19 protein-coding genes are annotated in these 23,588 nt (G+C 47.9%); 13 read left to right on the forward strand and 6 right to left on the reverse strand.

The window, feature by feature from the left end; genetic code table 11:
• Nucleotide 1: 1 nt before the first annotated feature.
• Nucleotides 2-958 (reverse strand): transaldolase, encoded by a 957-nt coding sequence (gene tal / locus ACM5Q9_RS05535; protein ID WP_418143741.1) that lies wholly within the window; start codon nt 956-958, stop codon nt 2-4.
• A gap of 387 nt (nt 959-1,345) precedes the next feature.
• Here tal and ACM5Q9_RS05540 point away from each other — a divergent pair, with 387 nt between their 5' ends.
• From ACM5Q9_RS05540 to bfr, 4 genes are all read left to right on the forward strand, one after another.
• A complete protein-coding gene (locus ACM5Q9_RS05540; RefSeq protein ID WP_418143742.1) occupies nt 1,346-2,200 on the forward strand; it encodes a hypothetical protein in 855 nt (284 codons plus the stop codon).
• Nucleotides 2,201-2,315: 115 nt separating this feature from the next.
• Entirely contained in the window at nt 2,316-3,473 is a 1,158-nt protein-coding gene (gene carA / locus ACM5Q9_RS05545; RefSeq protein ID WP_418143743.1) for a glutamine-hydrolyzing carbamoyl-phosphate synthase small subunit, read from the forward strand.
• A gap of 6 nt (nt 3,474-3,479) precedes the next feature.
• On the forward strand, nt 3,480-6,722 hold the full coding sequence (gene carB / locus ACM5Q9_RS05550) for a carbamoyl-phosphate synthase large subunit (protein WP_418143744.1): 3,243 nt from the start codon (nt 3,480-3,482) through the stop codon (nt 6,720-6,722).
• A gap of 137 nt (nt 6,723-6,859) precedes the next feature.
• The gene (gene bfr, locus ACM5Q9_RS05555; RefSeq protein ID WP_418143745.1) at nt 6,860-7,324 is read left to right on the forward strand and encodes a bacterioferritin; all 465 of its coding nucleotides are present in this window, start codon (nt 6,860-6,862) and stop codon (nt 7,322-7,324) included.
• A 113-nt stretch (nt 7,325-7,437) separates the two neighbouring features.
• Here bfr and ACM5Q9_RS05560 read toward each other — a convergent pair whose 3' ends face one another.
• From ACM5Q9_RS05560 to ACM5Q9_RS05570, 3 genes are all read right to left on the reverse strand, one after another.
• Nucleotides 7,438-8,199 (reverse strand): SDR family oxidoreductase, encoded by a 762-nt coding sequence (locus tag ACM5Q9_RS05560; RefSeq protein WP_418143746.1) that lies wholly within the window; start codon nt 8,197-8,199, stop codon nt 7,438-7,440.
• 63 nt (nt 8,200-8,262) lie between these two features.
• Nucleotides 8,263-8,679 carry a YchJ family protein gene (locus ACM5Q9_RS05565; protein WP_418143747.1) on the reverse strand — a complete coding sequence of 139 codons (417 nt, stop codon included), beginning with the start codon at nt 8,677-8,679 and terminating at the stop codon, nt 8,263-8,265.
• 52 nt (nt 8,680-8,731) lie between these two features.
• On the reverse strand, nt 8,732-9,376 hold the full coding sequence (locus ACM5Q9_RS05570; RefSeq protein WP_418143748.1) for a histidine phosphatase family protein: 645 nt from the start codon (nt 9,374-9,376) through the stop codon (nt 8,732-8,734).
• A gap of 250 nt (nt 9,377-9,626) precedes the next feature.
• Between ACM5Q9_RS05570 and ACM5Q9_RS05575 the strand changes: the two genes are divergently transcribed.
• Nucleotides 9,627-10,946, forward strand: a complete 1,320-nt coding sequence (locus ACM5Q9_RS05575) for a solute carrier family 23 protein (RefSeq protein WP_418143749.1) — start codon at nt 9,627-9,629, stop codon at nt 10,944-10,946.
• A 230-nt stretch (nt 10,947-11,176) separates the two neighbouring features.
• Nucleotides 11,177-11,653: a transcription elongation factor GreA gene (greA, locus tag ACM5Q9_RS05580; protein WP_418143750.1), complete on the forward strand. Its 477-nt coding sequence runs from the start codon at nt 11,177-11,179 to the stop codon at nt 11,651-11,653.
• A 198-nt stretch (nt 11,654-11,851) separates the two neighbouring features.
• Here greA and ACM5Q9_RS05585 read toward each other — a convergent pair whose 3' ends face one another.
• Complete coding sequence (locus ACM5Q9_RS05585; protein WP_418143751.1) at nt 11,852-12,427, reverse strand: YhbY family RNA-binding protein; 576 nt, start codon at nt 12,425-12,427, stop codon at nt 11,852-11,854.
• Nucleotides 12,428-12,445: 18 nt separating this feature from the next.
• Between ACM5Q9_RS05585 and ACM5Q9_RS05590 the strand changes: the two genes are divergently transcribed.
• From ACM5Q9_RS05590 to ACM5Q9_RS05610, 5 genes are all read left to right on the forward strand, one after another.
• The gene (locus ACM5Q9_RS05590; protein WP_418143752.1) at nt 12,446-13,096 is read left to right on the forward strand and encodes an RlmE family RNA methyltransferase; all 651 of its coding nucleotides are present in this window, start codon (nt 12,446-12,448) and stop codon (nt 13,094-13,096) included.
• A 204-nt stretch (nt 13,097-13,300) separates the two neighbouring features.
• Nucleotides 13,301-15,202 (forward strand): ATP-dependent zinc metalloprotease FtsH, encoded by a 1,902-nt coding sequence (gene ftsH, locus ACM5Q9_RS05595; RefSeq protein WP_418143753.1) that lies wholly within the window; start codon nt 13,301-13,303, stop codon nt 15,200-15,202.
• Between the two features lie 19 nt (nt 15,203-15,221).
• Nucleotides 15,222-16,070, forward strand: coding sequence for a dihydropteroate synthase (folP, locus tag ACM5Q9_RS05600; RefSeq protein WP_418143754.1), 849 nt, complete (start codon nt 15,222-15,224; stop codon nt 16,068-16,070).
• Nucleotides 16,067-17,404: a phosphoglucosamine mutase gene (glmM, locus tag ACM5Q9_RS05605; RefSeq protein WP_418143755.1), complete on the forward strand. Its 1,338-nt coding sequence runs from the start codon at nt 16,067-16,069 to the stop codon at nt 17,402-17,404. The genes folP and glmM overlap by 4 nt, the downstream gene beginning before the upstream one ends.
• A 137-nt stretch (nt 17,405-17,541) precedes the next feature.
• Nucleotides 17,542-18,306, forward strand: a complete 765-nt coding sequence (locus tag ACM5Q9_RS05610; protein ID WP_418143756.1) for a GNAT family N-acetyltransferase — start codon at nt 17,542-17,544, stop codon at nt 18,304-18,306.
• A 54-nt stretch (nt 18,307-18,360) separates the two neighbouring features.
• Here ACM5Q9_RS05610 and ppx read toward each other — a convergent pair whose 3' ends face one another.
• Nucleotides 18,361-19,860, reverse strand: coding sequence for an exopolyphosphatase (ppx, locus tag ACM5Q9_RS05615; RefSeq protein WP_418143757.1), 1,500 nt, complete (start codon nt 19,858-19,860; stop codon nt 18,361-18,363).
• 254 nt (nt 19,861-20,114) lie between these two features.
• On the opposite strand from ppx, the gene ppk1 reads away from it, so the two are divergent.
• Both ppk1 and pstS read left to right on the forward strand, forming a co-directional pair.
• Nucleotides 20,115-22,199 (forward strand): polyphosphate kinase 1, encoded by a 2,085-nt coding sequence (ppk1, locus tag ACM5Q9_RS05620; RefSeq protein ID WP_418143758.1) that lies wholly within the window; start codon nt 20,115-20,117, stop codon nt 22,197-22,199.
• 267 nt (nt 22,200-22,466) lie between these two features.
• A complete protein-coding gene (gene pstS / locus ACM5Q9_RS05625; RefSeq protein ID WP_418143759.1) occupies nt 22,467-23,513 on the forward strand; it encodes a phosphate ABC transporter substrate-binding protein PstS in 1,047 nt (348 codons plus the stop codon).
• Nucleotides 23,514-23,588 lie beyond the last annotated feature (75 nt).

The raw sequence follows: 23,588 nt of genomic DNA on the forward strand, positions 1-23,588 counted from the left end.
CTTAGGCGCGGGCTTGTTCAATAATGCGGTCAAGCTTTATGGAATCGGCCACGAAGGCACGAATGCCTTCTGCCAGTTTTTCGGTGCCCATGGCATCTTCATTTAGCATGAAGCGAAATGAAGGTTCATTGGCTACGATGGGTTCAATGTCCAGCTTGCCTGACTCTTCTGCGTTTAGCACAGGCTGTACCGTTTCGGTGTTTTCAGCCAGGCTTGCCAGTAATTCGGGGCTGATGGTTAGCAGGTCGCAGCCGGCAAGGGCAATAATTTGCCCCTTGTTGCGAAAGCTTGCGCCCATGATTTCAGTTTTGATATCGTATTTCTTGAAATAATTGAAAATACGGGTAACTGATTTGACCCCCGGATCATTGACACCGGCGTTATCTGCTTCTACCCATTCGTTGCCGGCATTTTTTTTGTACCAGTCGTAAATCCGGCCTACAAAGGGTGAAATCAACTGTACTTGGGCATCTGCGCAGGCAATCGCCTGGGCCATTGAGAATAGCAGCGTCATATTGCATTTGATGCCTTCCTTTTGTAGAATCCTTGCTGCATTGATGCCTTCCCAGGTAGAGGCAATCTTGATAAGAATGCGATCACGTGAAATGCCCTCTTTTTCGTAAAGGCCAATAAGGTGCCGGGCACGCTGAATGGTAGCATCGGTATCAAATGAGAGTCGGGCATCCACTTCGGTAGAAACCCGGCCAGGAACGATATCCAGTATTTGTTTGCCAAATTTTACCAGCAGGTGGTCCAGTGTTTGGGATGTGCTCGCGTTGGGATGGTCCTGGATGGTTTGCTCAAGAAGGGGGCGGTATACTTCTTTTTGAATCGCCTTCAGGATAAGTGAAGGGTTGGTTGTGGCATCGGTAGGGCGATGCTCACGCATGCTCTGGAAGTCTCCGGTGTCTGCAACAACAGTAGTGAATTTGCGTAGTTCATCTAATTGATTACTCATATATACTTGTATCCAGAATAGAAATTATAATGGCAAGGGCAGGAGAAATTATTCTTTAGGTTCCTCACAACAATATAGCCTGAATTTGTGTCAGGATTAAAGTTTGATGAATATGATGTCGTATATATGTTTCAGGTTTGACAGGGTAATGGGTTGAATGTAGGCTTTTGCCTCTAAAAACATATTGTTTTGGATATGTGGAAGCCTTGTAATTTTTTTTACGTTTTGGATAATGTATTTTTACAGGAATAGAGATATATAGTGTCTATTTGTGTATAGATTGATATGATCTCGTCGTGTACATTTTATTTTTATTAATAAGGTTGTAAGTGAATGCTACTTAAGGTGGGTGGGCTATTATCTGTATATTTTAGCCTGCTCTTTTCCATGGGATCGGTATACGCGCAATTCGATCGCACCCTGTCAAGGGCAGGCGTCGGGTTGCCGTTTGCGTTTCAGGAAATTGCCCTTAATCCCTGTATCCCCGAATCGGTCATAAAAAGCCGCTTTGGACAAAGTGGTGTTGATTTGTTGCGGGTAGCCCAACAGCAATGGCCTGCCAATATGTGTGAAAACACCCAGGTGGCAAGCATGCTATTCGAGTGGTTTTATATCAGTGCGGCGCTTCAGGCGCAAACCGATCGTCCGGTTCTCATTAGTCGTTTAATCAAGACCCGTAATAATGGCCTGGCCTTATGCCAGACGGTTGCCTGCCTGACCGAGCGTTTGCCAAGAATGATAGAGTGGGCTAAAACCAACCTTGATCGTACAGCGGTATACCGGGAAAGCGATCGCATGCCGGTAAAATCAGAATTGTTGTCTCATCCGCGGATTTCCCTGCGCGAGCTGGTTTTGCCCTTGCCAGGGCAGTTGGAGTGGTGCCGCAGCTCCACCTTTGATTCACTTGATTTTTATACGGTAAATATAAAGGTTTCCGGCAAGGCGCTTGTCATGGTGCAGTGTAAATCCAGTACTCCCCAAAGCCCGGCCTGGATTATAGAAAACGCCGCCAATGCCAAAGTTTGGGTGCCTATCATGTTCAGCCAGTCGCTAAGTGACCTGGATATCATGCCCAACAGTCGCTATACTTATCCTACCCTTTACAGCAAGAAAAATGTGCCTCACGGTATTCGCATCACTTTCTTCGAGTACGGTGAAGACCTCTACCAGCAAAAACTTGAGTTCACAATTAATGTGGATGCTTCGGGTGAGGCACTGGCTTTTGAAGTGCAGGCACCCTGAAAAAAGTAGTAAAAACCAGGGTTTTTTCGCATAAAAATCGTAAAATTCCTAATTAAAAATCAATAAAACGGTATAATAACAAGGTTTACTTATTGATTTTAGAACTTGGGGTTTTATGACGCTGCCGTCACATATTTTCGGGGAAAATACAGAATTCCCTACCGCAATTCTGGCTTTGGCCGATGGAACTGTATTTAAAGGGATCTCCATTGGTGCCAACGGTCATACCGTAGCCGAACTGGTTTTCAACACCTCAATGACTGGTTACCAGGAAATCCTGACCGATCCCAGTTATTCCCAGCAAATTGTCAGCCTCACTTACCCGCACGTTGGCAATACCGGTGTTAATAATGAAGATGTAGAGTCTTCCAAGGTGCATGCCGCCGGTTTGGTTATTCGCAATTGCCCAAGCCGTATTTCAAATTTCCGTGCCACTCAGTCACTGCCAGCCTATCTCAAAGAGAATGGCATTGTAGCTATTTCAGAAATTGATACCCGTAAAGTTACCCGTCTTTTGCGTGAAAAAGGTGCGCAGGGCGCATGTATCCTGGTCGGAGACGATGTAGAAAAGGCCATTGAGCTGGCCCGTAGTTATAAAGGCATGCAAGGGCAAGATCTGGCCAGCCAGGTTAGCCGCCAGCAATCTGAAAACTGGTCGGAAGGCATCTGGGAATTGGGCAAAGGCTATACACAGCCCGATCAATCCGCCTATCACGTGGTTGCATATGATTTTGGTGTTAAATCAAACATCCTGCGTATTTTGGCAGATAAAGGTTGCCGTCTGACAGTCGTGCCAGCAACAACACCAGTGGCCGATGTCCTGGCTCTTGAGCCCGATGGCATTTTCCTGGCTAATGGTCCCGGCGATCCAAGCGCTTGCGGATATGCCGTTGAAGCAATCAAAACCATCCTCGATAAAAAAATTCCGCTGTTTGGCATTTGTCTTGGACATCAAATCTTGGCGCAAGCCATTGGTGCCAAAACCCTGAAAATGAAAACCGGCCATCATGGTGGCAACCATCCGGTCAAAGACGTGCAAACTGGTCACGTATATATTACCGCCCAAAATCACGGCTTTGCGGTCGATGCAGAAACCTTGCCAGCTAATACACGCGTTACCCATATTTCACTGTTCGACGGCACATTGCAGGGCTTCGAGCTTACCGATCGTCCTGCCTTCTGCTTCCAGGGGCACCCTGAAGCCAGCCCCGGCCCTCATGACATTATTGTCCTGTTTGATAAATTCATTAGCCAAATGGCACAGCAAAAGTAGAGTATTATGCCCAAGCGTACCGACATAAAAAGCATTCTTATTATTGGGGCAGGCCCCATCATTATTGGTCAGGCATGTGAGTTTGACTATTCCGGTGCCCAGGCTTGTAAAGCCCTGAAGGCAGAAGGTTACCGTACTATCCTGGTTAACAGTAATCCGGCCACCATCATGACAGACCCAGAAACGGCTGATGTTACTTATATCGAGCCTATCACCTGGCAGTGTGTCGAAAAAATCATTGAAGTTGAAAAGCCTGATGCCCTGTTGCCAACCATGGGTGGTCAAACCGCCCTTAACTGTGCGCTGGACTTGGCCCACAATGGGGTATTGGCAAAGCATAATGTTGAGCTCATTGGCGCTAACGAGCACGCGATTGAAAAGGCGGAAGACCGTCTTAAGTTCAAGCAGGCCATGGAGTCCATTGGTCTTGAGTCTGCCAAGTCTGGCGTGGCTCACAGCATGGAAGAAGCCTGGGAAGTACAGAAAAACATTGCCGCTGAAATTGGTACAGCCGGTTTCCCGGTCGTTATTCGCCCCAGCTTTACATTGGGTGGCAGCGGTGGTGGCATTGCCTATAACCCTGAAGAGTTCGAGACTATTTGCCGTCGCGGCCTTGAAGCCTCTCCTACCAAAGAGTTGTTGATTGAAGAATCACTGCTGGGCTGGAAAGAATTTGAAATGGAAGTGGTTCGCGATAAGGCGGACAATTGCATTATCATTTGTTCTATCGAGAACCTGGATCCAATGGGCGTACATACCGGTGACTCCATCACGGTAGCACCTGCCCAAACCTTGACTGATAAAGAATATCAAATCATGCGTAACGCCTCTATTGCGGTGTTGCGTGAAATTGGCGTGGATACCGGTGGTTCCAACGTGCAGTTTGCAGTCAATCCCGATAACGGCCGCATGATCGTTATTGAAATGAACCCGCGCGTGTCTCGTTCTTCCGCATTGGCTTCCAAGGCAACCGGTTTCCCGATCGCCAAAGTGGCAGCCCGCCTTGCGGTTGGCTATACACTTGATGAGCTGCAAAATGAAATTACAGGCGGTGCAACGCCAGCTTCTTTTGAGCCCACCATTGACTACGTGGTTACCAAGATCCCGCGTTTTGCATTTGAAAAATTCCCTCAGGCTGATTCTCACCTGACTACCCAGATGAAATCCGTTGGTGAAGTCATGGCCATGGGCCGTACCTTCCAGGAGTCTTTCCAGAAAGCCTTGCGCGGCCTGGAAGTGGGTGTAGACGGCTTGAACCAGAAAACCCTTGATCGTGAAAAATTGCAGGTTGAGCTGGCTGAACCCGGCCCAGAGCGTATCTGGTATGTTGGCGATGCCTTTGCCCAGGGTTTCAGCCTTGAAGAAGTGCAGGCACTGACCAAGATTGATCCTTGGTTCCTGCATCAAATCCAGGAAATCGTTGAAATCGAACTGGCTCTTGAGCAAAAAACATTGGCTGACCTGGATGAAAACGCCATGCGCCAGCTGAAGCGCCGTGGCTTCTCAGACCGTCGCCTGGCTTTCTTGCTGGATGTTTCCGAATCTGAAGTACGTAAAGTGCGTCACCAGCTAGGTGTGCGTCCGGTCTATAAACGGGTGGATACCTGCGCTGCCGAATTCGCCACCAAAACCGCGTATATGTACTCTACCTACGAGGACGAGTGCGAGGCTGAACCTACCGACAAGAAGAAAATCATTGTCTTGGGTGGTGGTCCCAACCGTATTGGCCAGGGTATCGAGTTTGATTACTGCTGCGTGCATGCTTCCTTGGCATTGCGTGAAGATGGTTACGAAACCATCATGATCAACTGCAACCCTGAAACCGTTTCTACCGATTACGATACTTCCGATCGACTGTACTTTGAGCCCTTAACGCTTGAAGATGTCCTGGAAATTGTCAATATCGAAAAACCTGAAGGCATGATTGTCCAGTATGGTGGCCAAACCCCATTGAAACTGGCCCGTGCCCTTGAGGCTAATGGCGTGCCTATCATTGGGACCAGCCCCGAATCCATCGACGTGGCAGAAGACCGTGAGCGCTTCCAGAAACTGTTGCAAAAACTGGACCTGCGCCAGCCGCCAAACCGTACTGCCCGTACCGAAGCGGAAGCCATTGCCCATGCAGCAGAAATTGGTTACCCGCTAGTGGTTCGTCCAAGCTATGTGCTGGGTGGCCGCGCTATGGAAATCGTGCATGAACAAAACGACCTCGAGCGCTATATGCGTGAAGCGGTCAAGGTCAGCAATGATTCTCCGGTGCTGCTGGATCGCTTCCTGAACAATGCAACCGAGGTCGATGTTGACTGTCTGGCCGATGGTGAAACCGTGTTTATTGGTGGCGTAATGGAACACATTGAGCAGGCAGGGGTGCACTCTGGTGACTCTGCATGCAGCTTGCCGCCGTATTCGCTGTCCAACGAAGTCATTGAAGAAATCAAGCGCCAAACCGGCTTGATGGCCAAGGCCCTTAATGTCAAAGGTTTGATGAACGTACAGTTTGCCATTCAGAATGGCGATGTGTACGTGCTTGAAGTCAATCCACGTGCATCTCGCACGGTTCCTTATGTGTCCAAGGTTACCGGCCTGCAACTGGCTAAAATCGCGGCTCGTGCAATGGCAGGAAAAACTCTGGCTGAACAGCAAATTGGCAAGGAAATACGTCCTTCTTATTACTCAGTAAAAGAAGCGGTATTCCCGTTTGTTAAATTCCCGGGTGTCGATACCATTCTTGGTCCTGAAATGAAGTCTACCGGTGAAGTCATGGGGGTTGGTGAAACCTTTGGCGAGGCTTTCGTCAAGTCACAGTTGGCCGCCGGGGTTGTGCTGCCAGAAAGTGGTACCGTTTTCATCAGTGTCAAAGACCAGGATAAAGCCAAGGCGGTTGAAATTGCCAAAGGCCTGAATGATCTGGGCTTCAAGCTGGTTGCTACCCGTGGAACGGCTACTGCGCTTGAAGAAGCCGGCTTGCCGGTACAGGCCGTCAATAAGGTTACTGAAGGTCGCCCACATATTGTCGACATGATTAAAAACGGTGAAATTGCAATGGTGATTAATACGGTTGAAGAGCGTCGTAACGCAATTCATGATTCCCGTACGATCCGTACTCAGGCGTTGGCTGCCCGTGTTACGTTCTTCACCACGATTGCCGGTGCCAGTGCCGCAGTGGAAGGTATGCAATACCTGCGTGATTCGCAAGGCATGAAGGTATACTCGCTGCAATCGTTGCATGCTTCCATCAAGGCCGCATAATCTTGCCAAATAACAGGCGAAACTGGTTTCAGTTTATGCCTGTTGTCTGTATTTCAAACAAACTGCCCACTTTAAGTGGGCAGTTTGCTTATTGGTTATAATCAATTTACACCTTCATAAAACAGGAAATTATTATCATGAAAGGACATCACGAAGTAGTTGCTTTTTTAAATCAATTGCTCACTGGTGAGTTGGCTGCCCGCGATCAATATTTCATCCATTCCCGCATGTACGATGAATGGGGCTATACCAAATTGGGGGCACGCATTGGTCACGAGATGGAAGATGAAACCGCTCATGCTGATGACCTGATCCGCCGCATTTTGATGCTGGAAGGTAAGCCAGTAATGGTGCCCGCTAAAATCAATGTGGGTAAAGATGTGCCAGAAATGCTTCAGTTTGACCTGAATACCGAATATGAAGTGCGAGAAAACCTGAAAAAAGGCATGGCGCTGTGCGAACAGCATGGCGATTATGTATCACGTGATTTATTGCTAAAGCAGCTTGATGATACCGAACAAGATCATGCCCATTGGCTTGAGCAGCAACTGCGCCTGATTAAACATCTGGGGCTTGAAAACTACTTGCAGTCTCAACTGTAAGCAGTTTTTGGGCAAGCCTTTGGGTATTTTTGTAAATGTAAAACGTAGTATGTAGATTAAAAAAAAGGACTGAACCGCTCATGCATCCGGATTCAGTCTTTTTTGTTGGTCCCTCAGGTGGGCGAGTTGTTTCTTGGTTTTCTGCCCGACCTGAATGCAAAATAATCATAGAGCGGGTTTGGAACCCATTTAAGCAGTTTTGCCACCACTCCCATTTGCCATGGGATGACTGTATAGCTGTTGCCATTTTCTATGTATTTGATGGCAGCCTTCGCAAAAGCCTCGGGCTGCATCAGGAAGGGCATTTTATAAGGGTTGTGCTGTGTCATAGGGGTATCAATAAAGCCGGGCGCAATGGTCACAACCTTCAGGCGGGTATCGTGCAAGTCAACCCGCAGGCTTTCCAGATAGGTAGTGGTGGCTGCCTTAGACGCTGAATAGGCGCTGGAACCGGGCAGGCCACGTACCCCGGCAACACTGCTGATGCCTACCAGGGTACCGCTATCGCGTGCTTTCATGGCTTTGATAAACGGCTCAAAAGTTGCTACCATGGCCAGCAGGTTAGTGTTAATCACTTTTTGAAACTGGACGAAGTCTTCCTCATATTCGGTAAGCGTGCCGATGCTAATGCCGGCACAGGCAATCACGATATCAACCGTTCCTGCTTCAAGAAAATCACGGGCCGCCCTATGCAGGGCATTCCGGTCTAAAATATCCAGGGCATAAACCTGGTGTTCTCCAGGCAGGCTGGCAGCAAGCTCCTTTAGTGCCTGTTGATTGCGTCCAACCAGTCCCAGGCTGGCTCCTTGTTGGGCATAGGCCGTTGCCAGGGCTTTGCCAAGCCCGCTACTGGCTCCGGTAATAAAAATGCGCATGTAAATCCTTTCGGGATAAAAAGTGATTGGGTTTATGCCTGATTTCAGGGTGTAGCTTGTTGATTACTCAACTACATCGCCATCAAAATAAAACCATTTGCCATCTTCTTTAATGAATCGGCTGTTTTCATGCATTTTAAAGGCTTTGCCGTTTTCTTTGTATTTGGCCGTGAATGAAACCTCTTGATGGTCGGCATCAATTTCATGAAACTCGTGAACGGTCAGGCCAAGCCATTGTGAGGGGGAATCTTGCAGGTCCAGGGTAGAGGGACGCGTAGTTGGATGCCAGGTGTTAAGCAGGTAGTGTTCATTGCTATGCACGTAGGCAGAATAGCGTGAGCGCATCAGGCGCTCGGCATCAGGGGCCAGTTCCCTGCCTGATATATAGGGTTCGCAACATTGGCCAAACGGTGTTTTTGCCTGAATCCCGCCACAGGGGCAGGGCTTGTTTTCAGGGTTTGGGGTTTTCTTTTTGCTCATGTTTGTGCTCCTTCATCCTTTTGCGTTGCCGGTAGGGCGCAGGTTTAATTAATCAGCTTGTCTGTTTAAGCCGTTCTTCAAGATGGCTGTCATCGGCCCATGAGATGACAGACCATTTCTTTTCATGGGAGATTTGCAGCCGGTTAATTGCTGTATTGCGCTGGGTAAACTCACGTGGTGCATTCGGTGCCAGTTGATTGGCTACACGCCACATCATGTCGATGGCGCCACCGTGGGAAATCAGCAGCAGGGTTTCATTCAGGTGCAGCCCAGCCAGTTCGAGCAGGGTGTTTTGGATACGATCGTAGAAAGTTTGCAGGGATTCTGCTTGATGCTCTTCCTGACTCAGTTCCAGTGCCAGGTTTTCTTGGCGGGTGGCATTGTATTCTTTCAGGATAGACCAGTGCTTGCCTTCAAGAATGCCGTAATTACGCTCACGCAAGCCTGGCAAGGTCTTTATGTTCAATTGATTGGCGCGTGCAAAGGGCAAGGCGGTATGGTAGGCCCGTTGCAGGTCGCTGGTGTAAACATGATCGGGCATAACCTGGAAAAAATTGTTGTTCAGGTGTTTGCTCAGGTTTTCCGCCTGTGCAAGACCCGCGTCATTCAGTGGAATATCTTTCCAGCCTTGTAAACGGCGTTCACTATTCCAGTCGGTTTCACCGTGGCGAATAATCCAGATATCGGTATGTGGCATGGTTGGTATTAAGCAATTTGCTTGTTGAATTCAATAATTCCCCATTGTATTACTTTACCCTGGGGTGGTGGGAGGCACCGTTAGCAAGGGTTTTTGTAACTGCCCAAATAAATATCACTATCCGGTTGATTGATGGAATGCCTGATGATGGTTCTTCCTGGTTTTCCTGCTATATTTGCTTGCCACAAAAGCCCTTCCGGACGTACACTTTGGTTCCAGCATTTGTACAAAATAATTTAAAGGGAAAGAAATGTCTGGATCTTATTTTCCAATCTGGCGCAAGGTTGATGAACTGGAGCCTGGCCAGGTCGTCGCACCTGATGAATACCTGCCCGCCGGGCAAACCGTGGCAATGGGTGTGCAACACGTGGTTGCCATGTTTGGTTCAACAGTGCTGGCGCCATTATTAATGGGTTTTGATGCCAACCTGGCTATTTTGATGTCGGGTATAGGTACCCTGTTGTTTTTCCTGTTTGTGGGTGGAAGGGTACCCAGTTATCTGGGATCCAGTTTTGCATTTATTGGTGGTGTAGTAGCAGTTACCGGTTATGCCGGCTCGGGGCCTAATCCAAATATTGGGCTGGCCTTGGGTGCAATTATTGCCTGCGGAGCGGTATATACCTTAATTGGCTTGATTGTTTGGTATGCGAACGCTCGTGGCAATGGGTCGGCGTGGATAGAAAAACTGATGCCGCCTGTGGTTACCGGGGCGATTGTTGCCGTGATTGGCCTGAATCTGGCCCCTATTGCCGCCAAAGGTGCGATGGGAAGTGGCAGTAATTTTGAGGCTGCCATGTCAATCATGACCATTTTATGCGTGGGTATTATTGCCGTCTTTACTTCAGGGACTATTCAGCGCCTGCTGATTTTGGTTGGGCTGATTCTGGCCAGTGTCCTGTATTGGGTATTTGCCAATGTGATGGGGCTCGGGCAACCGATTGATTTTTCTGGCATCCAGAACGCGGCCTGGTTTGGTTTGCCTTCCCTGTCAGCGCCTCAATTCAACCTTTCAGCCATTTCAGTGATTGTACCCGTAGCGGTTATTCTGGTCGCTGAAAACCTGGGTCATATCCGCGCAGTCAGTGCCATGACTGGACAAGACCTCGACAAATACCTCGGACGTGCTTTTGTGGGTGACGGGGTTGCCACGATGCTTTCAGGTTCGGTGGGTGGAACAGGTGTGACGACTTATGCTGAAAACATTGGCGTGATGGCCGTTACCCGCATTTATTCAACCATTGTATTTGTGGTGGCGGCACTGTTTGCCATTTTACTGGGCTTTTCTCCCAAGTTCGGTGCGCTCATTCATAGTATTCCCGCGCCTGTGCTGGGTGGCGTCGCGGTAGTGGTTTTTGGTCTTATTGTTATTGCCGGTGCGCGCATTTGGGTGGTTAACCAGGTTGATTTCAGTGACAATAAAAACCTGATCGTGGCGGCAGTAACCATGATTTTGGGGGCCGGTGACTTCAAGGTTTCTATGGGTGTTTTTGAGCTTAACGGGATTGGTACAGCCACTTTTGGCGCTATTTTGCTTTATGCCTTGTTGAATTGCCGGAAAAGCACTGATTGATATTTGCACGGTTTTATGAATGTTCGTGCTTTTTGGCGACATAAAAAAGTCTTTTAATTAAATGACTTGCAATTTTAATCAAATTTAAGCACAATTGTAATCAGTTCCCCGGTTCAGCGTGAACCGGGGAAAATTTTTTGTCTTTCAAAAAGACGCGTGTTTATTTGTAACGCTCTGTATTTATCTAAAAATAATGCGGGGCGTTTAGTTTTTTATGAGTGTGTGAAATTATGGCAGCTATTCCATTAACGGCGCGTGGTGCAAAGCGCTTAGAAGAAGAATTGCACCGCTTGAAAACCATCGAACGGCCTAATGTCATTGAAGCAATCTCTGAGGCACGCGCCCAGGGTGATTTATCCGAAAATGCCGAGTATGATGCCGCACGTGAGCGTCAGGGATTTATCGAAGGCCGTATTAAAGAACTGGAAGGTACTTTGGCCAATGCTCATATCATTGACCCGGCTGCGTTGGAAGTAGATGATCGTATTGTGTTTGGTGCAACGGTTACGATCGAAGATCTGGACTCCAGTGAAACCGTGACTTATCAGATTGTGGGTGATCTCGAGGCGGATATTCGCCAAAACCTGATTTCCGTTTCCAGCCCGGTTGCCCGTGCGCTGATTGGCAAGTCAGAGGGTGATGTGGTGATGGTTAATGTGCCTGCCGGCGAAAAAGAGTTCGAAATTATCGAGATCGAATACAATTAAACAAACCGTTGTTCCAGGGTTTTGTGCTTGTTATTGCATAAAACTGTATGCCACGCTTTATCAAAAGGCTGGCATTTTTGTTTTTCTGGCATCAAAAAAGCCAGCTTGAAGGCTGGCTAATGTCAATCAAGTTATCCCTTTGCAGGGATAATCCTGTCCAACAGTGGCTGGCAGTTTTTGCCAGCTAAAATATTGGCCTTAACGGGAACCGCGGCGTACTGTACTGCTGCGGCGTCCGGCCCGTAAGGATAGGGCACTGCCTGCCCGGCGTGGAATATTATGGGCCGGGCGACTGGCAGACGCTTTGGCCAAGGGTTTGCGTGCCGGTTTTGGGCTGTCTGAGACCAATGCGTCGTTGCCCTTGATGGCTGTTTTACGGCGCTTGTCTTTAATACTTTTGCCAGCGGCCGCCAGTTTTTTGGGCGTGTAAGGTTCTGAAGGCTTACGATAGCTGGCCTGTTGTGGTTCTGCTTCGTTTTCTTCAAAAGCACGGTTGGCCGAGCCATGACGATATAAAATAAGTGTTTTGCCCAAATGGTGAACATTGGCACAGGAAAGTGTGTCGCAAATTTGATTCAGCATATCAATACGGGCTTGCCGGTCGTCTCCTGCGACGCGGACTTTGATCAGGCCATGAACAGTCAGGCTGATGTCGATTTCTTTCAGAACTGCTTCGGTCAGTCCGTTATCGCCAATCAGGACAACCGGTTTCAGTGGGTGGGCGGCAGAGCGTAAGGCGCTGCGTTCTTTAGATGTTAATTCAAGTGTAGGCATAAGTTAGGAAATACGGCAATGGCCAAAAAGAAATTCTCAAAAGAGTGGATCCATCAGCACATTAATGATCCATATGTGAAAATGGCTCAGCAAAAAGGTTACCGGGCACGTGCTGCATTTAAGCTGATCGAGATCCTGGATTCAGAAAAGCTCATGCGTCGAGGAGATATTATAGTCGACTTGGGCTCTGCTCCGGGAAGTTGGTCGCAAGTTGCACGCGAAAGATTGGTTGGACCAGGCGGGGTACTTGACGGCCGGGTCATTGCACTTGATATTTTACCCATGGAACCGATTGCCGGGGTGGAATTTCTTCAAGGTGATTTTCGTGAAGATGAAGTTTTGAATCGCCTGCATGAACAGGTGGGCAACCAGCAGGTTGATCTGGTTGTTTCTGATATGGCACCCAATCTTTCGGGCGTAAGTTCGGCTGATTCGGCGCGTATCCAGCATGTCTGCGAGCTGGCCATGGATTTTGCCCTTAATCATCTCAAGCCTGATGGGGCATTGGTTGTCAAGGCTTTTCATGGCAGCGGTTTTTCACAAATCGTCGAGATGTTCAAGCAGCATTTCAAAAGGGTGGTTGAACGCAAACCTAAAGCCTCGCGTGATAAATCATCGGAAACTTTTCTGGTTGCCCGTGGTCTGAAAAAACCGCTGGTAAGAGATTGAGCGGGTCTTGCAATTGCGTTGTTTGCCCCAATGTGTTTTGTGTCGGCGTATTTCGATACACTTTAATTCATTCGAAATACACACTAGTTCAATCTTTTTCATTTCTATGATATAGAATGTAATCAGGTTCAATCTTAGTTTTTTTTGTAGTTTTTATGAGTCATAAAAATTGCAGCTCTAAATTTCATGCGGGAGAGCTGATCTTTGAATAATTCCTTTTCCAAATTCGCCATGTGGGCCATTGTTGCCTTGGTGCTGTTTACTGTATTCAAGCAGTATGACGGCCCTGCGCGTACCAATGATGGTGTCAGTTACAGCCAATTCATGGCTGATTCCAAACAGGGCAAGATTTCCAGTGTGGAAATACAGGGTGATACCCTTTACGTGACCCCTAGTGCTGGTCGTCCCTATACGCTAACCTCCCCAGGAGATCTCTGGATGGTTGGGGATCTGGTGCGTGACGGTGTTAAGGTTAGCGCCAAACCACCCGAGCAGCCTTCGTTCCTGTTAAGTGCCATTATTTCATGGTTCCCGATGCTGTTGCTTATTGGCGTCTGGTTCTTTTTCATGCGCCAAATGCAGGGCGGTGGCAAGGGTGGTGCGTTCAGTTTTGGCAAATCCCGTGCCCGCATGCTAGATGAAAGCAGCAATCCCATTACGTTTGCTGACGTGGCTGGTTGCGATGAGGCCAAGGAAGACGTCAAGGAACTGGTTGATTTCCTGCGTGATCCTTCCCGTTTCCAGCGTTTGGGTGGTCGTATCCCTCGTGGTGTGTTAATGGTTGGTCCTCCAGGAACCGGTAAGACTTTGCTGGCTAAGGCCATTGCCGGAGAGGCAAAAGTACCTTTCTTTACCATTTCAGGTTCCGACTTTGTTGAAATGTTCGTGGGTGTGGGTGCTTCCCGCGTCCGTGATATGTTTGAAACTGCCAAAAAACATGCACCGTGCATTATCTTTATCGATGAGATCGATGCGGTAGGCCGTCAGCGTGGTGCTGGTGTTGGTGGAGGTAACGATGAACGCGAACAAACCCTTAACCAGATGCTGGTTGAAATGGACGGCTTCGAATCCGGACAAAGCGTTATTGTGATTGCCGCAACCAACCGTCCTGATGTGCTTGATCCTGCCTTGTTGCGTCCAGGCCGGTTTGACCGTCAGGTAGTGGTTAACCTGCCCGATGTTCGCGGTCGTGAGCAAATCCTTAACGTGCACATGCGCAAAGTGCCTTTGGCCCCCAACGTGGTTGCTTCCATTTTGGCCCGCGGAACACCCGGTTTTTCGGGTGCCGATCTGGCCAACCTGGTTAACGAAGCCGCTTTGTTTGCTGCGCGCCGTAATGGTCGTACTGTAGACATGATCGACTTTGAAAAAGCCAAAGACAAGATCATTATGGGAGCCGAGCGCCGTTCTATTGTCATGCCTGAAGAAGAGCGCATGAACACCGCTTACCATGAGTCCGGTCACGCGATTGTGGCCCGCATGCTGCCCAAAACAGATCCGGTTCACAAGGTAACTATTATTCCTCGTGGCCGTGCTTTGGGTGTAACCATGCAGTTGCCCGAAGGCGATCGCTACAGCATGGACAAGGAACGACTGCTTAATACCATTGCTGTCCTGTTCGGTGGGCGTATTGCCGAAGAGGTTTTCATGAATCAAATGACAACCGGTGCTTCCAACGACTTTGAACGGGCAACTGCCATTGCGCGTGATATCGTTACCCGCTATGGCATGACTGACTCTTTAGGTCCTATGGTTTATGCCGAAAATGAAAATGAGGTATTCCTTGGACGGAGTGTGACAAAAACCACACATATGTCAGAGGCCACCATGCAGAAGGTGGATACTGAAATTCGTTTGATTATCGATGAGCAATATGCTGTGGCACGTAAAATTATCGAAGATAACAGCGATAAAATGCATGTGATGGCTAAAGCTTTGCTGGAATGGGAAACCATTGATGCTGATCAGATCGAAGACATCATTCAGGGTCGTGACCCACGTCCACCCAAAGAGCCTGATGCTCCGCATGATTCTGCTGGCATGCCGCCACCTGCTGGTACGGCTCCCAAAGGTAAAGACAGCGATAGTCCGGCAACTGCCGTGTAATAATAATATTTTTAACTGAATGAATAGTACATTCCTTTGCGGGCGCTTCGAACTTGGGTTCAAGCGCCCTTTGATTATGGGGATTGTGAATATTACGCCTGATTCTTTTTCGGACGGTTCACATCATTTTTCAACCAATGCGGCCATTGATCATGCCTTGACGCTGGTCGAGCAAGGTGCGGATATCCTGGATATTGGTGGCGAATCAACGCGCCCCGGTTCCGAGCCGGTAAGCGTTCAGGAAGAGCTGCGCCGGGTCATACCTGTGATAGAGGGCTTGCGCCACTGTGGCGTGCCTTTATCCATTGATACTTTCAAGCCGGAAGTAATGAAGGCGGCCTTGCAGTCAGGGGTGGATTTAATTAATGATATTTATGCATTAAGACAACCCGGTGCCCTTGAGGTCGTGAATGAATTTCCCAACTGTGGGATTTGCATCATGCATATGCATGGTGAACCTAAAACCATGCAAGTCAACCCTCCTGATTACGGTAACAATATTACTCGTGAAGTGTTCGCATTTTTACAGGAAAGGATGAAAATAATGCTGCAAAGCGGCATCGATCCTCGTAGAATGATGATCGATCCGGGTTTTGGTTTTGGTAAAACAGCAGCACAAAATTTTCAGCTATTACGCGAAATGGCAGCCTTGAAGGAATTGAAGGCGCCCATATTGGTAGGCGTTTCCCGAAAAACAATGATTGGCTCTGTTACCCATAAACCGGTAAATGATCGTTTGTCCGGAAGTATTGCGGCGGCTTTGGCCGGGGTGGCCCGGGGAGCCGCGGTTGTCCGGGTGCATGATGTGGTCCAGACGCGTGACGCACTTGATGTATGGAATGCAGTTGAATTTGGAGTTAATGAATGAGCCGTAAATATTTTGGTACCGATGGTGTTCGTGGTGAAGTAGGTGGGGAGCTGATTAACGCTTCCTTTGCTTTGCGATTGGGATACGCTGCAGGGCGTGTCCTGTCCAAAAATCACCAGGGCGGAGGGCGACCGATCGTCCTGATTGGAAAAGATACCCGTGTTTCCGGTTATATGCTCGAATCCGCCCTTGAAGCAGGTCTTAGTGCCGCAGGTATTGATGTTTATCTGGCCGGACCCATTCCTACACCGGCTGTTGCCTATTTAACACGTGCCTTGCGCTTGACTGCGGGTGTGGTAATTAGTGCTTCACATAATCCTTATGATGATAATGGCATCAAATTCTTTTCGGCTCAGGGCACTAAACTGCCTGATGAGGTAGAAGAAGAAATTGAACGGGCGATTGATGAGCCTGTTGGTTGCGTGCATTCAGAAGAAATTGGCCGGGCAAGGCGGATTGACGATGCAGCAGGTCGTTATATCGAGTTTTGTAAAAGCACTTTCCCCAATGAACTGGACCTGAAAGGCTTGAAAATCGTGGTGGATGGTGCTCATGGTGCCGCCTACAATATTGCCCCGCATGTTTTCCGCGAGTTGGGCGCTGAAGTGATTGCGATTGGTTGTCATCCTGATGGCTTTAATATTAATAAAGATGTGGGTGCCCTGTATCCCGAAAAACTGGCTGCTACGGTTAGCGCCCGTGGTGCGGATTATGGCATTGCCCTTGATGGTGATGCTGACCGTATCCAGATGGTGGATGCCGATGGTCGTATTTATAACGGTGACGAATTGCTTTATGCGATTGTTCTTGAGCGCCTTGCTCAAGGACCCGTCAAGGGAGTTGCCGGTACATTGATGACCAATTACGGTTTTGAAAAACAAATGAAGGCACTGGGTATTCCGTTTGAACGTGCCAAAGTAGGCGACCGTTATGTGCTGGAAGCCATGCAGAAAAACGGTTGGCTATTTGGTGGTGAGGGTTCAGGGCACTTGTTATGTCTTGATCATCATACGACAGGCGATGGTATTATTGCCGGTTTGCAAGTTCTTAAAGGCCTGGTTCGCAGCGGTAAAAAACTGTCCGAGTGGATCGCAGATCTAAAAATGTATCCACAGGTCATGATTAATGTTCCCTTGTCCAAAGAAGTAAAATGGGAAGTGCATCCTGGCCTTCAGTCTGCCCGTGAGGCAGTTCAAAAAGAACTGGGTGCCCGTGGCCGGGTATTGATCAGGGCTTCGGGAACTGAACCCAAGCTGCGCCTGATGGTTGAGGCCGAAACTTACGATTTGGCCAAACGCTGTGTTGATCAGCTTGCTGCGGTTAATCTGTCTTGATTGCGGCATGATTTGCTATAAGAACAAATAAAGTACAATGCTTTTTACAAACATGACATATATCGTGTTTGTGAAAAGTATTTGTCAAATGACATCGGTATGATGTCAGAGTTAATAATTGCGTAGGAAATAATCTAATGCAAGAACTATTGCGTACAGAGGCGGATACGGCAAATCAGGATGAACCTGGATTGATTTTGGGTCTTGCAACAACACCGGATGAGCTTGAGCAATTACAAAGATTGCGCTTTGATGTTTATACAAAAGAAATGAACGCAGTCTTTCCTGAGGCGGTTGATGGCGTAGATATCGATCGTTATGATCAATGGTGTTACCACCTGATGGTTTGTGATGCCAAAACCAGTAAGGTTGTGGGTACTTACCGTATTATGACGCCCGAAAAAGCCATTGAGGCCAAAGGTTATTATTCGGAATCCGAATTTGATATTTCCAGCCTGGATAGTATTCGTCATTTGCTGTGTGAGTGCGGTCGTTCCTGCACCCACGTCGATTATCGTAATGGTTCTGCCATTATGTTGCTGTGGGCAGGATTGTCCAAGTTTTTGCATCAAAGAAATTATCGGTATATGTTAGGTTGCGCAAGTGTCAGCCTGGCGGATGGTGGTGTGCAGGCATCCCAGGTGTGGCGTGCAGCTAAGGCTGAAATGGACAAACATCCTGAATTGCCAAGGGTAACACCGTTAAATCCGTATCCACTTGAAAAGCTTGATGCTGCCGGTGCTGTAAAAATTCCTCCGCTTATCAAGGGATATCTTAAAATTGGGGCACGTATTTGTGGTGAGCCGGCCTGGGATCCCAATTTCAATGCGGCTGATTTTCCTATTATTATTGATATGGAAAGCATGGACCCGCGTTATCGCAAACATTTTGGCATTGATTAATGCCCGGTTTTTAGGTAATGGCCTCTCTTGTTGGTAAGAGAGGCCATTATGCTGTTATGCGGGTACAACCTTGAAGGTAAAATTGGCATCGGCGTGTTTCCATTCAGACGCTTCCAGTTTTAGGCTGTATTGCGTTAATGGATGTTGAGCCAGCCATTTGCTGGAAATAACGACGGATATATTTTTTTCATTTACTTCAAGCCTGAGAATTTCAGGGTTGATTTGCTGGCGGCGACGCAGGAACAGGGCAGCCAGTCTTAGGCATAACAGTGCGAGCCATTGATTTCTTGTCGGCGTATGCGCATTCATTTTCTCAAGCCTGCCTTGGTGGCCCAAACTAAGTAAAGACAGAATGCTTTGGTCGGCTTTGGAAAACCCGGGCATATCGGCGTTGCCCAGTACATAGGCCGTGTGTTTGTGATAGGCATTTTGTGAAATGCTTAAGCCGACTTCGTGCAAGTCAGCGGCCCAGCCCAAGGCTTGGCGCAACTCACCCGCCAAGGGGTCGTCAAGCTTTAATTGGTCAAAAAACTGCAATGAGAGTTGCTTCACGCGAGTAGCTTGTTTGACATCAATATGATAGCGCCGGATGAACTGTTTTACCGATTCATCACGTTTGTCTACTGCAGCCTGGCGGCCAAGCATGTCGTATAGCACACCTACCCGCAGTGCACCTTCGCCTTGAAGCATGCGTTCTATCTTGAGTTCTTTGAAGGCCGACATCATGATGGCCAGCCCAGCGGGCAAGACTTCCATGCGATCAATTTTCAGGCCTTTCAGTTCGGGAGCCTTGGCAGATCCATAGCGAATCAGGACTTTCTTGAGTTTTTGCATCCCATCAAGGGTGATGCCTTTTTCAGAGAAACCGGATTCTTCCAGGGTGGCAACCAGGGCTTTTGCAGTGCCGGATGAGCCATAGGCTTCACTCCAGCCCATTCTCTGGAATTGTTTGGAGATGGCTTCCAGTTCTTTGCGGGCTGCAATCTCGGCATGGGCAAAGCCCTCGGCAGTCACGACACCTTCAGGGAAATAAGCCTTGGTAAAGCTGACGCAACCCATGACAAGCGACTTCATCAGTTTGGCTTCAAGATTTTGGCCAATAATGAATTCGGTAGAGCCGCCACCGATATCAATCACTAGTCGTTTTTCGTTGGAGGGTGGCAGTTCATGGGCAACACCCGAAAAAACCAACCGGGCCTCTTCGTGGCCAGCCACGACTTCAATAGGGTAACCCAATGCCGCTTCGGCGCGCGGCAAAAACGCTTTGATATTGCGTGCAACCCGAAAGGTATTGGTTGCTACAACACGAACACGATCGGGGGGGAAGTTTTCGATCCGGTCACCAAAGCGTTCGAGGACGGCAATGGCCCTTGCAATAGCCTCTTCGCTAAGAATCATGTTTTCATCAAGGCCGGCAGCCAGACGGACCGTTTCTTTAAGCCGGTCTTGCGCATAGATTTGTGAAATTCCTTCACGCTGCACAACTCGCCCGATGGAAAGCCGAAAACTGTTGGAACCCAGGTCAACCGCAGCTAATAAGTTATCTTGATCCATGCTTTGTTGTCTTGAGAATTTAGTTGCGCTATTTTAGTAAAAAAAATGGGGCATTTTGTATAAAAGAATCTATGCTGGAAAATTTAAGTGTTATTGAATTGATGTATGAATGTGAGACGGATTGCGGTGCGCAAATGAGACGATGATGATGTTATAGCTAAAAATAAACTGACAAAAGTGATATTGTCATTAAATGGTAATTTAAAAAGCGTATAAGCAAGCAATAAAAATTTAAACTATTTGCAAGGTAAACAATGATCGAGAAAAATCAAGAAGAAGTATCGGGGCCCAATTTGCTGAACCGTGAGTTGTCTTTGCTCAAGTTCAACGCCCGAGTATTGGGGATGGCTGAAAATGAAAGTACTCCTTTGCTTGAGCGCTTGCGATATATTTGTATTGTCAGTTCCAATCTGGATGAGTTTTTTGAAATTCGGATTGCTAGCCTTAAAGAGCAGGAACGGCGCAATCCGCGTGTAATTGGGGATGATGGCTATACGCCTAGTGAGGCTTTTGATCTGGTGCAGGAGGATGTCCATGAGTTGGTCAAGCGGCAATATGCCTTATTGAACCAAAGTATCTTGCCTGCCTTGCGTGAAAAAGGGGTTTATATATACAAACCTCAAGAATATACGGAAACCATGTTGGCATGGGCGCGTGAGGTGTTCCTGAATGATGTGATGCCTTTATTGACACCCATCGGGCTTGATCCTTCTCATCCGTTTCCCAGGGTTTACAACAAAAGCCTGAACTTTATTGTTTCCCTGTCGGGTATTGATGCTTTTGGGCGTAATTCCTCGATTGCCATTGTCCAGGCACCGCGTGCATTGCCCCGGCTTTTAAACATTCCTGAAGAGGTATGTGGGCAAAAATATGGGCATACCTTGCTTTCCAGCCTGATGCACATGTTTGTTGGAGACCTGTTCCCCGGACTTGAGGTTAAGGGTCTGTATCAGTGGCGGGTTACCCGCAACAGCGATCTTTATGTCGATGAGGATGAGGTAACCGATTTGCGGCAGGCCTTGCAGGGTGAGTTGTCCCAACGTAACTTTGGTGCGGCGGTCCGATTGGAAATTGCGGATGATACCCCGAAGGAACTGGAGGTTTTCCTGCAATCAGAATTTAAACTGACAGCCAAGGATACTTACCGTACAGCGGGTTCGGTCAACCTGACACGTATCATGCCTTTGTGTGATATAGATGCGGGCACGGAATTGGTGTTTCCGGGCTACAGGGCAAAAATTCCCCCACCTTTTGACAAGCTGGAGCAGCATCCCGAGCACATGTTTGCGGTGATTGCCAAAGAAGATCTGCTCTTGCATCATCCTTATCAGTCCTTTGATCCTGTGCTTGACTTTCTGACGGCAGCCGCCATTGATCCGGCTGTGGTTGCCATCAAACAAACCATTTACCGTACCGGTGAAGACTCCGAATTAATGCGTTTGTTGGTCATGGCAGCCAAGTCTGGCAAGGAAGTAACCGTGGTGGTAGAGTTAATGGCCCGCTTTGATGAGCAAACCAACATCAATTGGGCGGCCAAGCTTGAAGAGGTTGGGGCGCATGTGGTGTATGGTGTAGTGGGGCATAAAACCCATGCAAAAATGGCGCTGGTTTTACGCAGGGAAGGCCGGCGCATTGTACGTTATGGCCACTTGGGTACAGGTAACTATCATCCTCGCACCGCACGCTTGTATACCGACTTTGGCATGCTAACTGCCAACCGTGAAATTACCGAGGATATGGACAAGATTTTCTCCTTGTTAACCGGCCTTGGGGCAAGGCGTCCGCTGAAGCTGTTATTGCAGTCTCCTTTTACGCTTCATGGAAAAATGCTTGAGTTCATTAATAATGAAGCTGAAAATGCGCGTCAGGGTAAAAAAGCCCGCATTATGGCCAAAATGAACTCATTAATGGATGTCCAGGTGATTCAGGCCCTTTATGAGGCAAGCCAGGCAGGTGTGGAAATTGACTTGATTGTGCGTGGGGTATGTGCTTTGCGTGCAGGTGTTAAAGGTATGTCGGAAAATATTCGCGTGCGTTCCATTGTCGGGCGTTTCCTTGAGCATTCCCGGGTATTTTATTTTTATGATAATGGCGAGGAGCGGGTTTACCTGTCTTCGGCTGACTGGATGGAACGAAACTTTTTCCGTCGTGTCGAGGTGGCATTCCCGGTTTTAAGTCCTGCATTGAAAAAACGGGTTATTGCGGAATCGTTTACTTATGCGCTTAAAGATAATGAACTGGCCTGGGAGCAACAGCCGGATGGTAACTATCAGCGTATACGCAACCGTCGTCAACCATTTAATCTGCATAATCATTTAATGACATTGTTGGGTAAGTAAATTTTCAAAATACAGTCTTTGGGGATGCAAGGCCGGGACAGAGGTTGACCGGCCTTGAGATTGTTGACATTTGCCTACGTTTTCTCCTGGCGGCACGAATTTAACAACTTTATTTTAATTTCTTGATTAATTAGGGTTTTTGGGTATTGTGAACTAGACAAGTAGCGCGAAAATATTAAATAACTGTCACAATCATGTCATATTTGCGATTTACTATGACGGCATTGGTATAAAAATCCATTTCCACTTTTCTCGAAAGGAAAAACAATGTTGAAGCATGCATTTAAACGCGTTACATTGGCAGTCGCTCTGGGCACTGCTGCTTTTTCAGTACAGGCCGCTAGCACAGTAACTGGTGCAGGCGCTTCTTTCCCATATCCTATTTACGCAAAATGGGCATCTGAGTACGCAGCACAAACCGGTAACAAAATCAATTACCAGTCAATCGGTTCAGGCGGCGGTCAACAGCAAATTATTGCCAAAACGGTTGATTTCGGTGCTTCAGACGATCCAATGAAAGCGGACAAGCTGACAGAAAACAACCTGCTTCAGTTCCCGGCTGTTATTGGTGGTACTGTTCCTGTTGTTAATATCGAGGGTGTCAAGCCAGGTGAACTGAAACTGTCAGGTGCGGTTCTGGCCGACATTTTCCTGGGTAAAATCAAAAAATGGAATGATCCTGCCATCGTTGCACTGAACGCTGACATTAAATTGCCAAGCGCAGATATCGTTGTTGTTCACCGCTCAGACGGCTCTGGTACCACTTTTGGCTGGACTAACTACCTGTCTAAAGTTTCAGCAGAGTGGAAAGAAAAAGTAGGCGAGGGCAAAGCGGTTAAATGGCCTGTGGGTCAAGGCGGTAAAGGTAACGAAGGTGTTGCCGCTTATGTTGGTCAATTGAAAAACTCGGTTGGCTATGTTGAATACGCTTACGCAAAACAAAACAATCTGTCCTGGACACAATTGCAAAACAAGGATGGCAAATTTGTTCAGCCAGAACAGAAAGCATTCGCAGCCGCTGCTGCCAACGCTGACTGGAAAGGTGCTCCAGGTATGGGTGTTGTGTTAACAAACGAACCCGGTGCGGAATCATGGCCTGTTACGGCAGCCACCTTTATTCTGGTGCACAAAGTTGCCGGAAAGCCCGAGCAGACAAAAGCCGTGCTGTCATTCTTTGACTGGGCATTTAAAAACGGTGCAAAAACAGCTGCTGCACTGGATTACGTGCCTCTGCCAGAAGCGGTCACCAGCCAGGTTCGTGATGCATGGGCATCTGAAATCAAAACAACAAGTGGTGAAGCGGTTTGGAAATAAACAACGGGTTGTTCAATTAATTGGCTAACCTTGTCTGAAAAACATGGCGGTTTTTAAAAAACCGCCATGTTTTTT

Origin of the sequence: Advenella sp. RU8 (assembly GCF_048381675.1) — a bacterium.
Classification (GTDB): domain Bacteria; phylum Pseudomonadota; class Gammaproteobacteria; order Burkholderiales; family Burkholderiaceae_B; genus Advenella.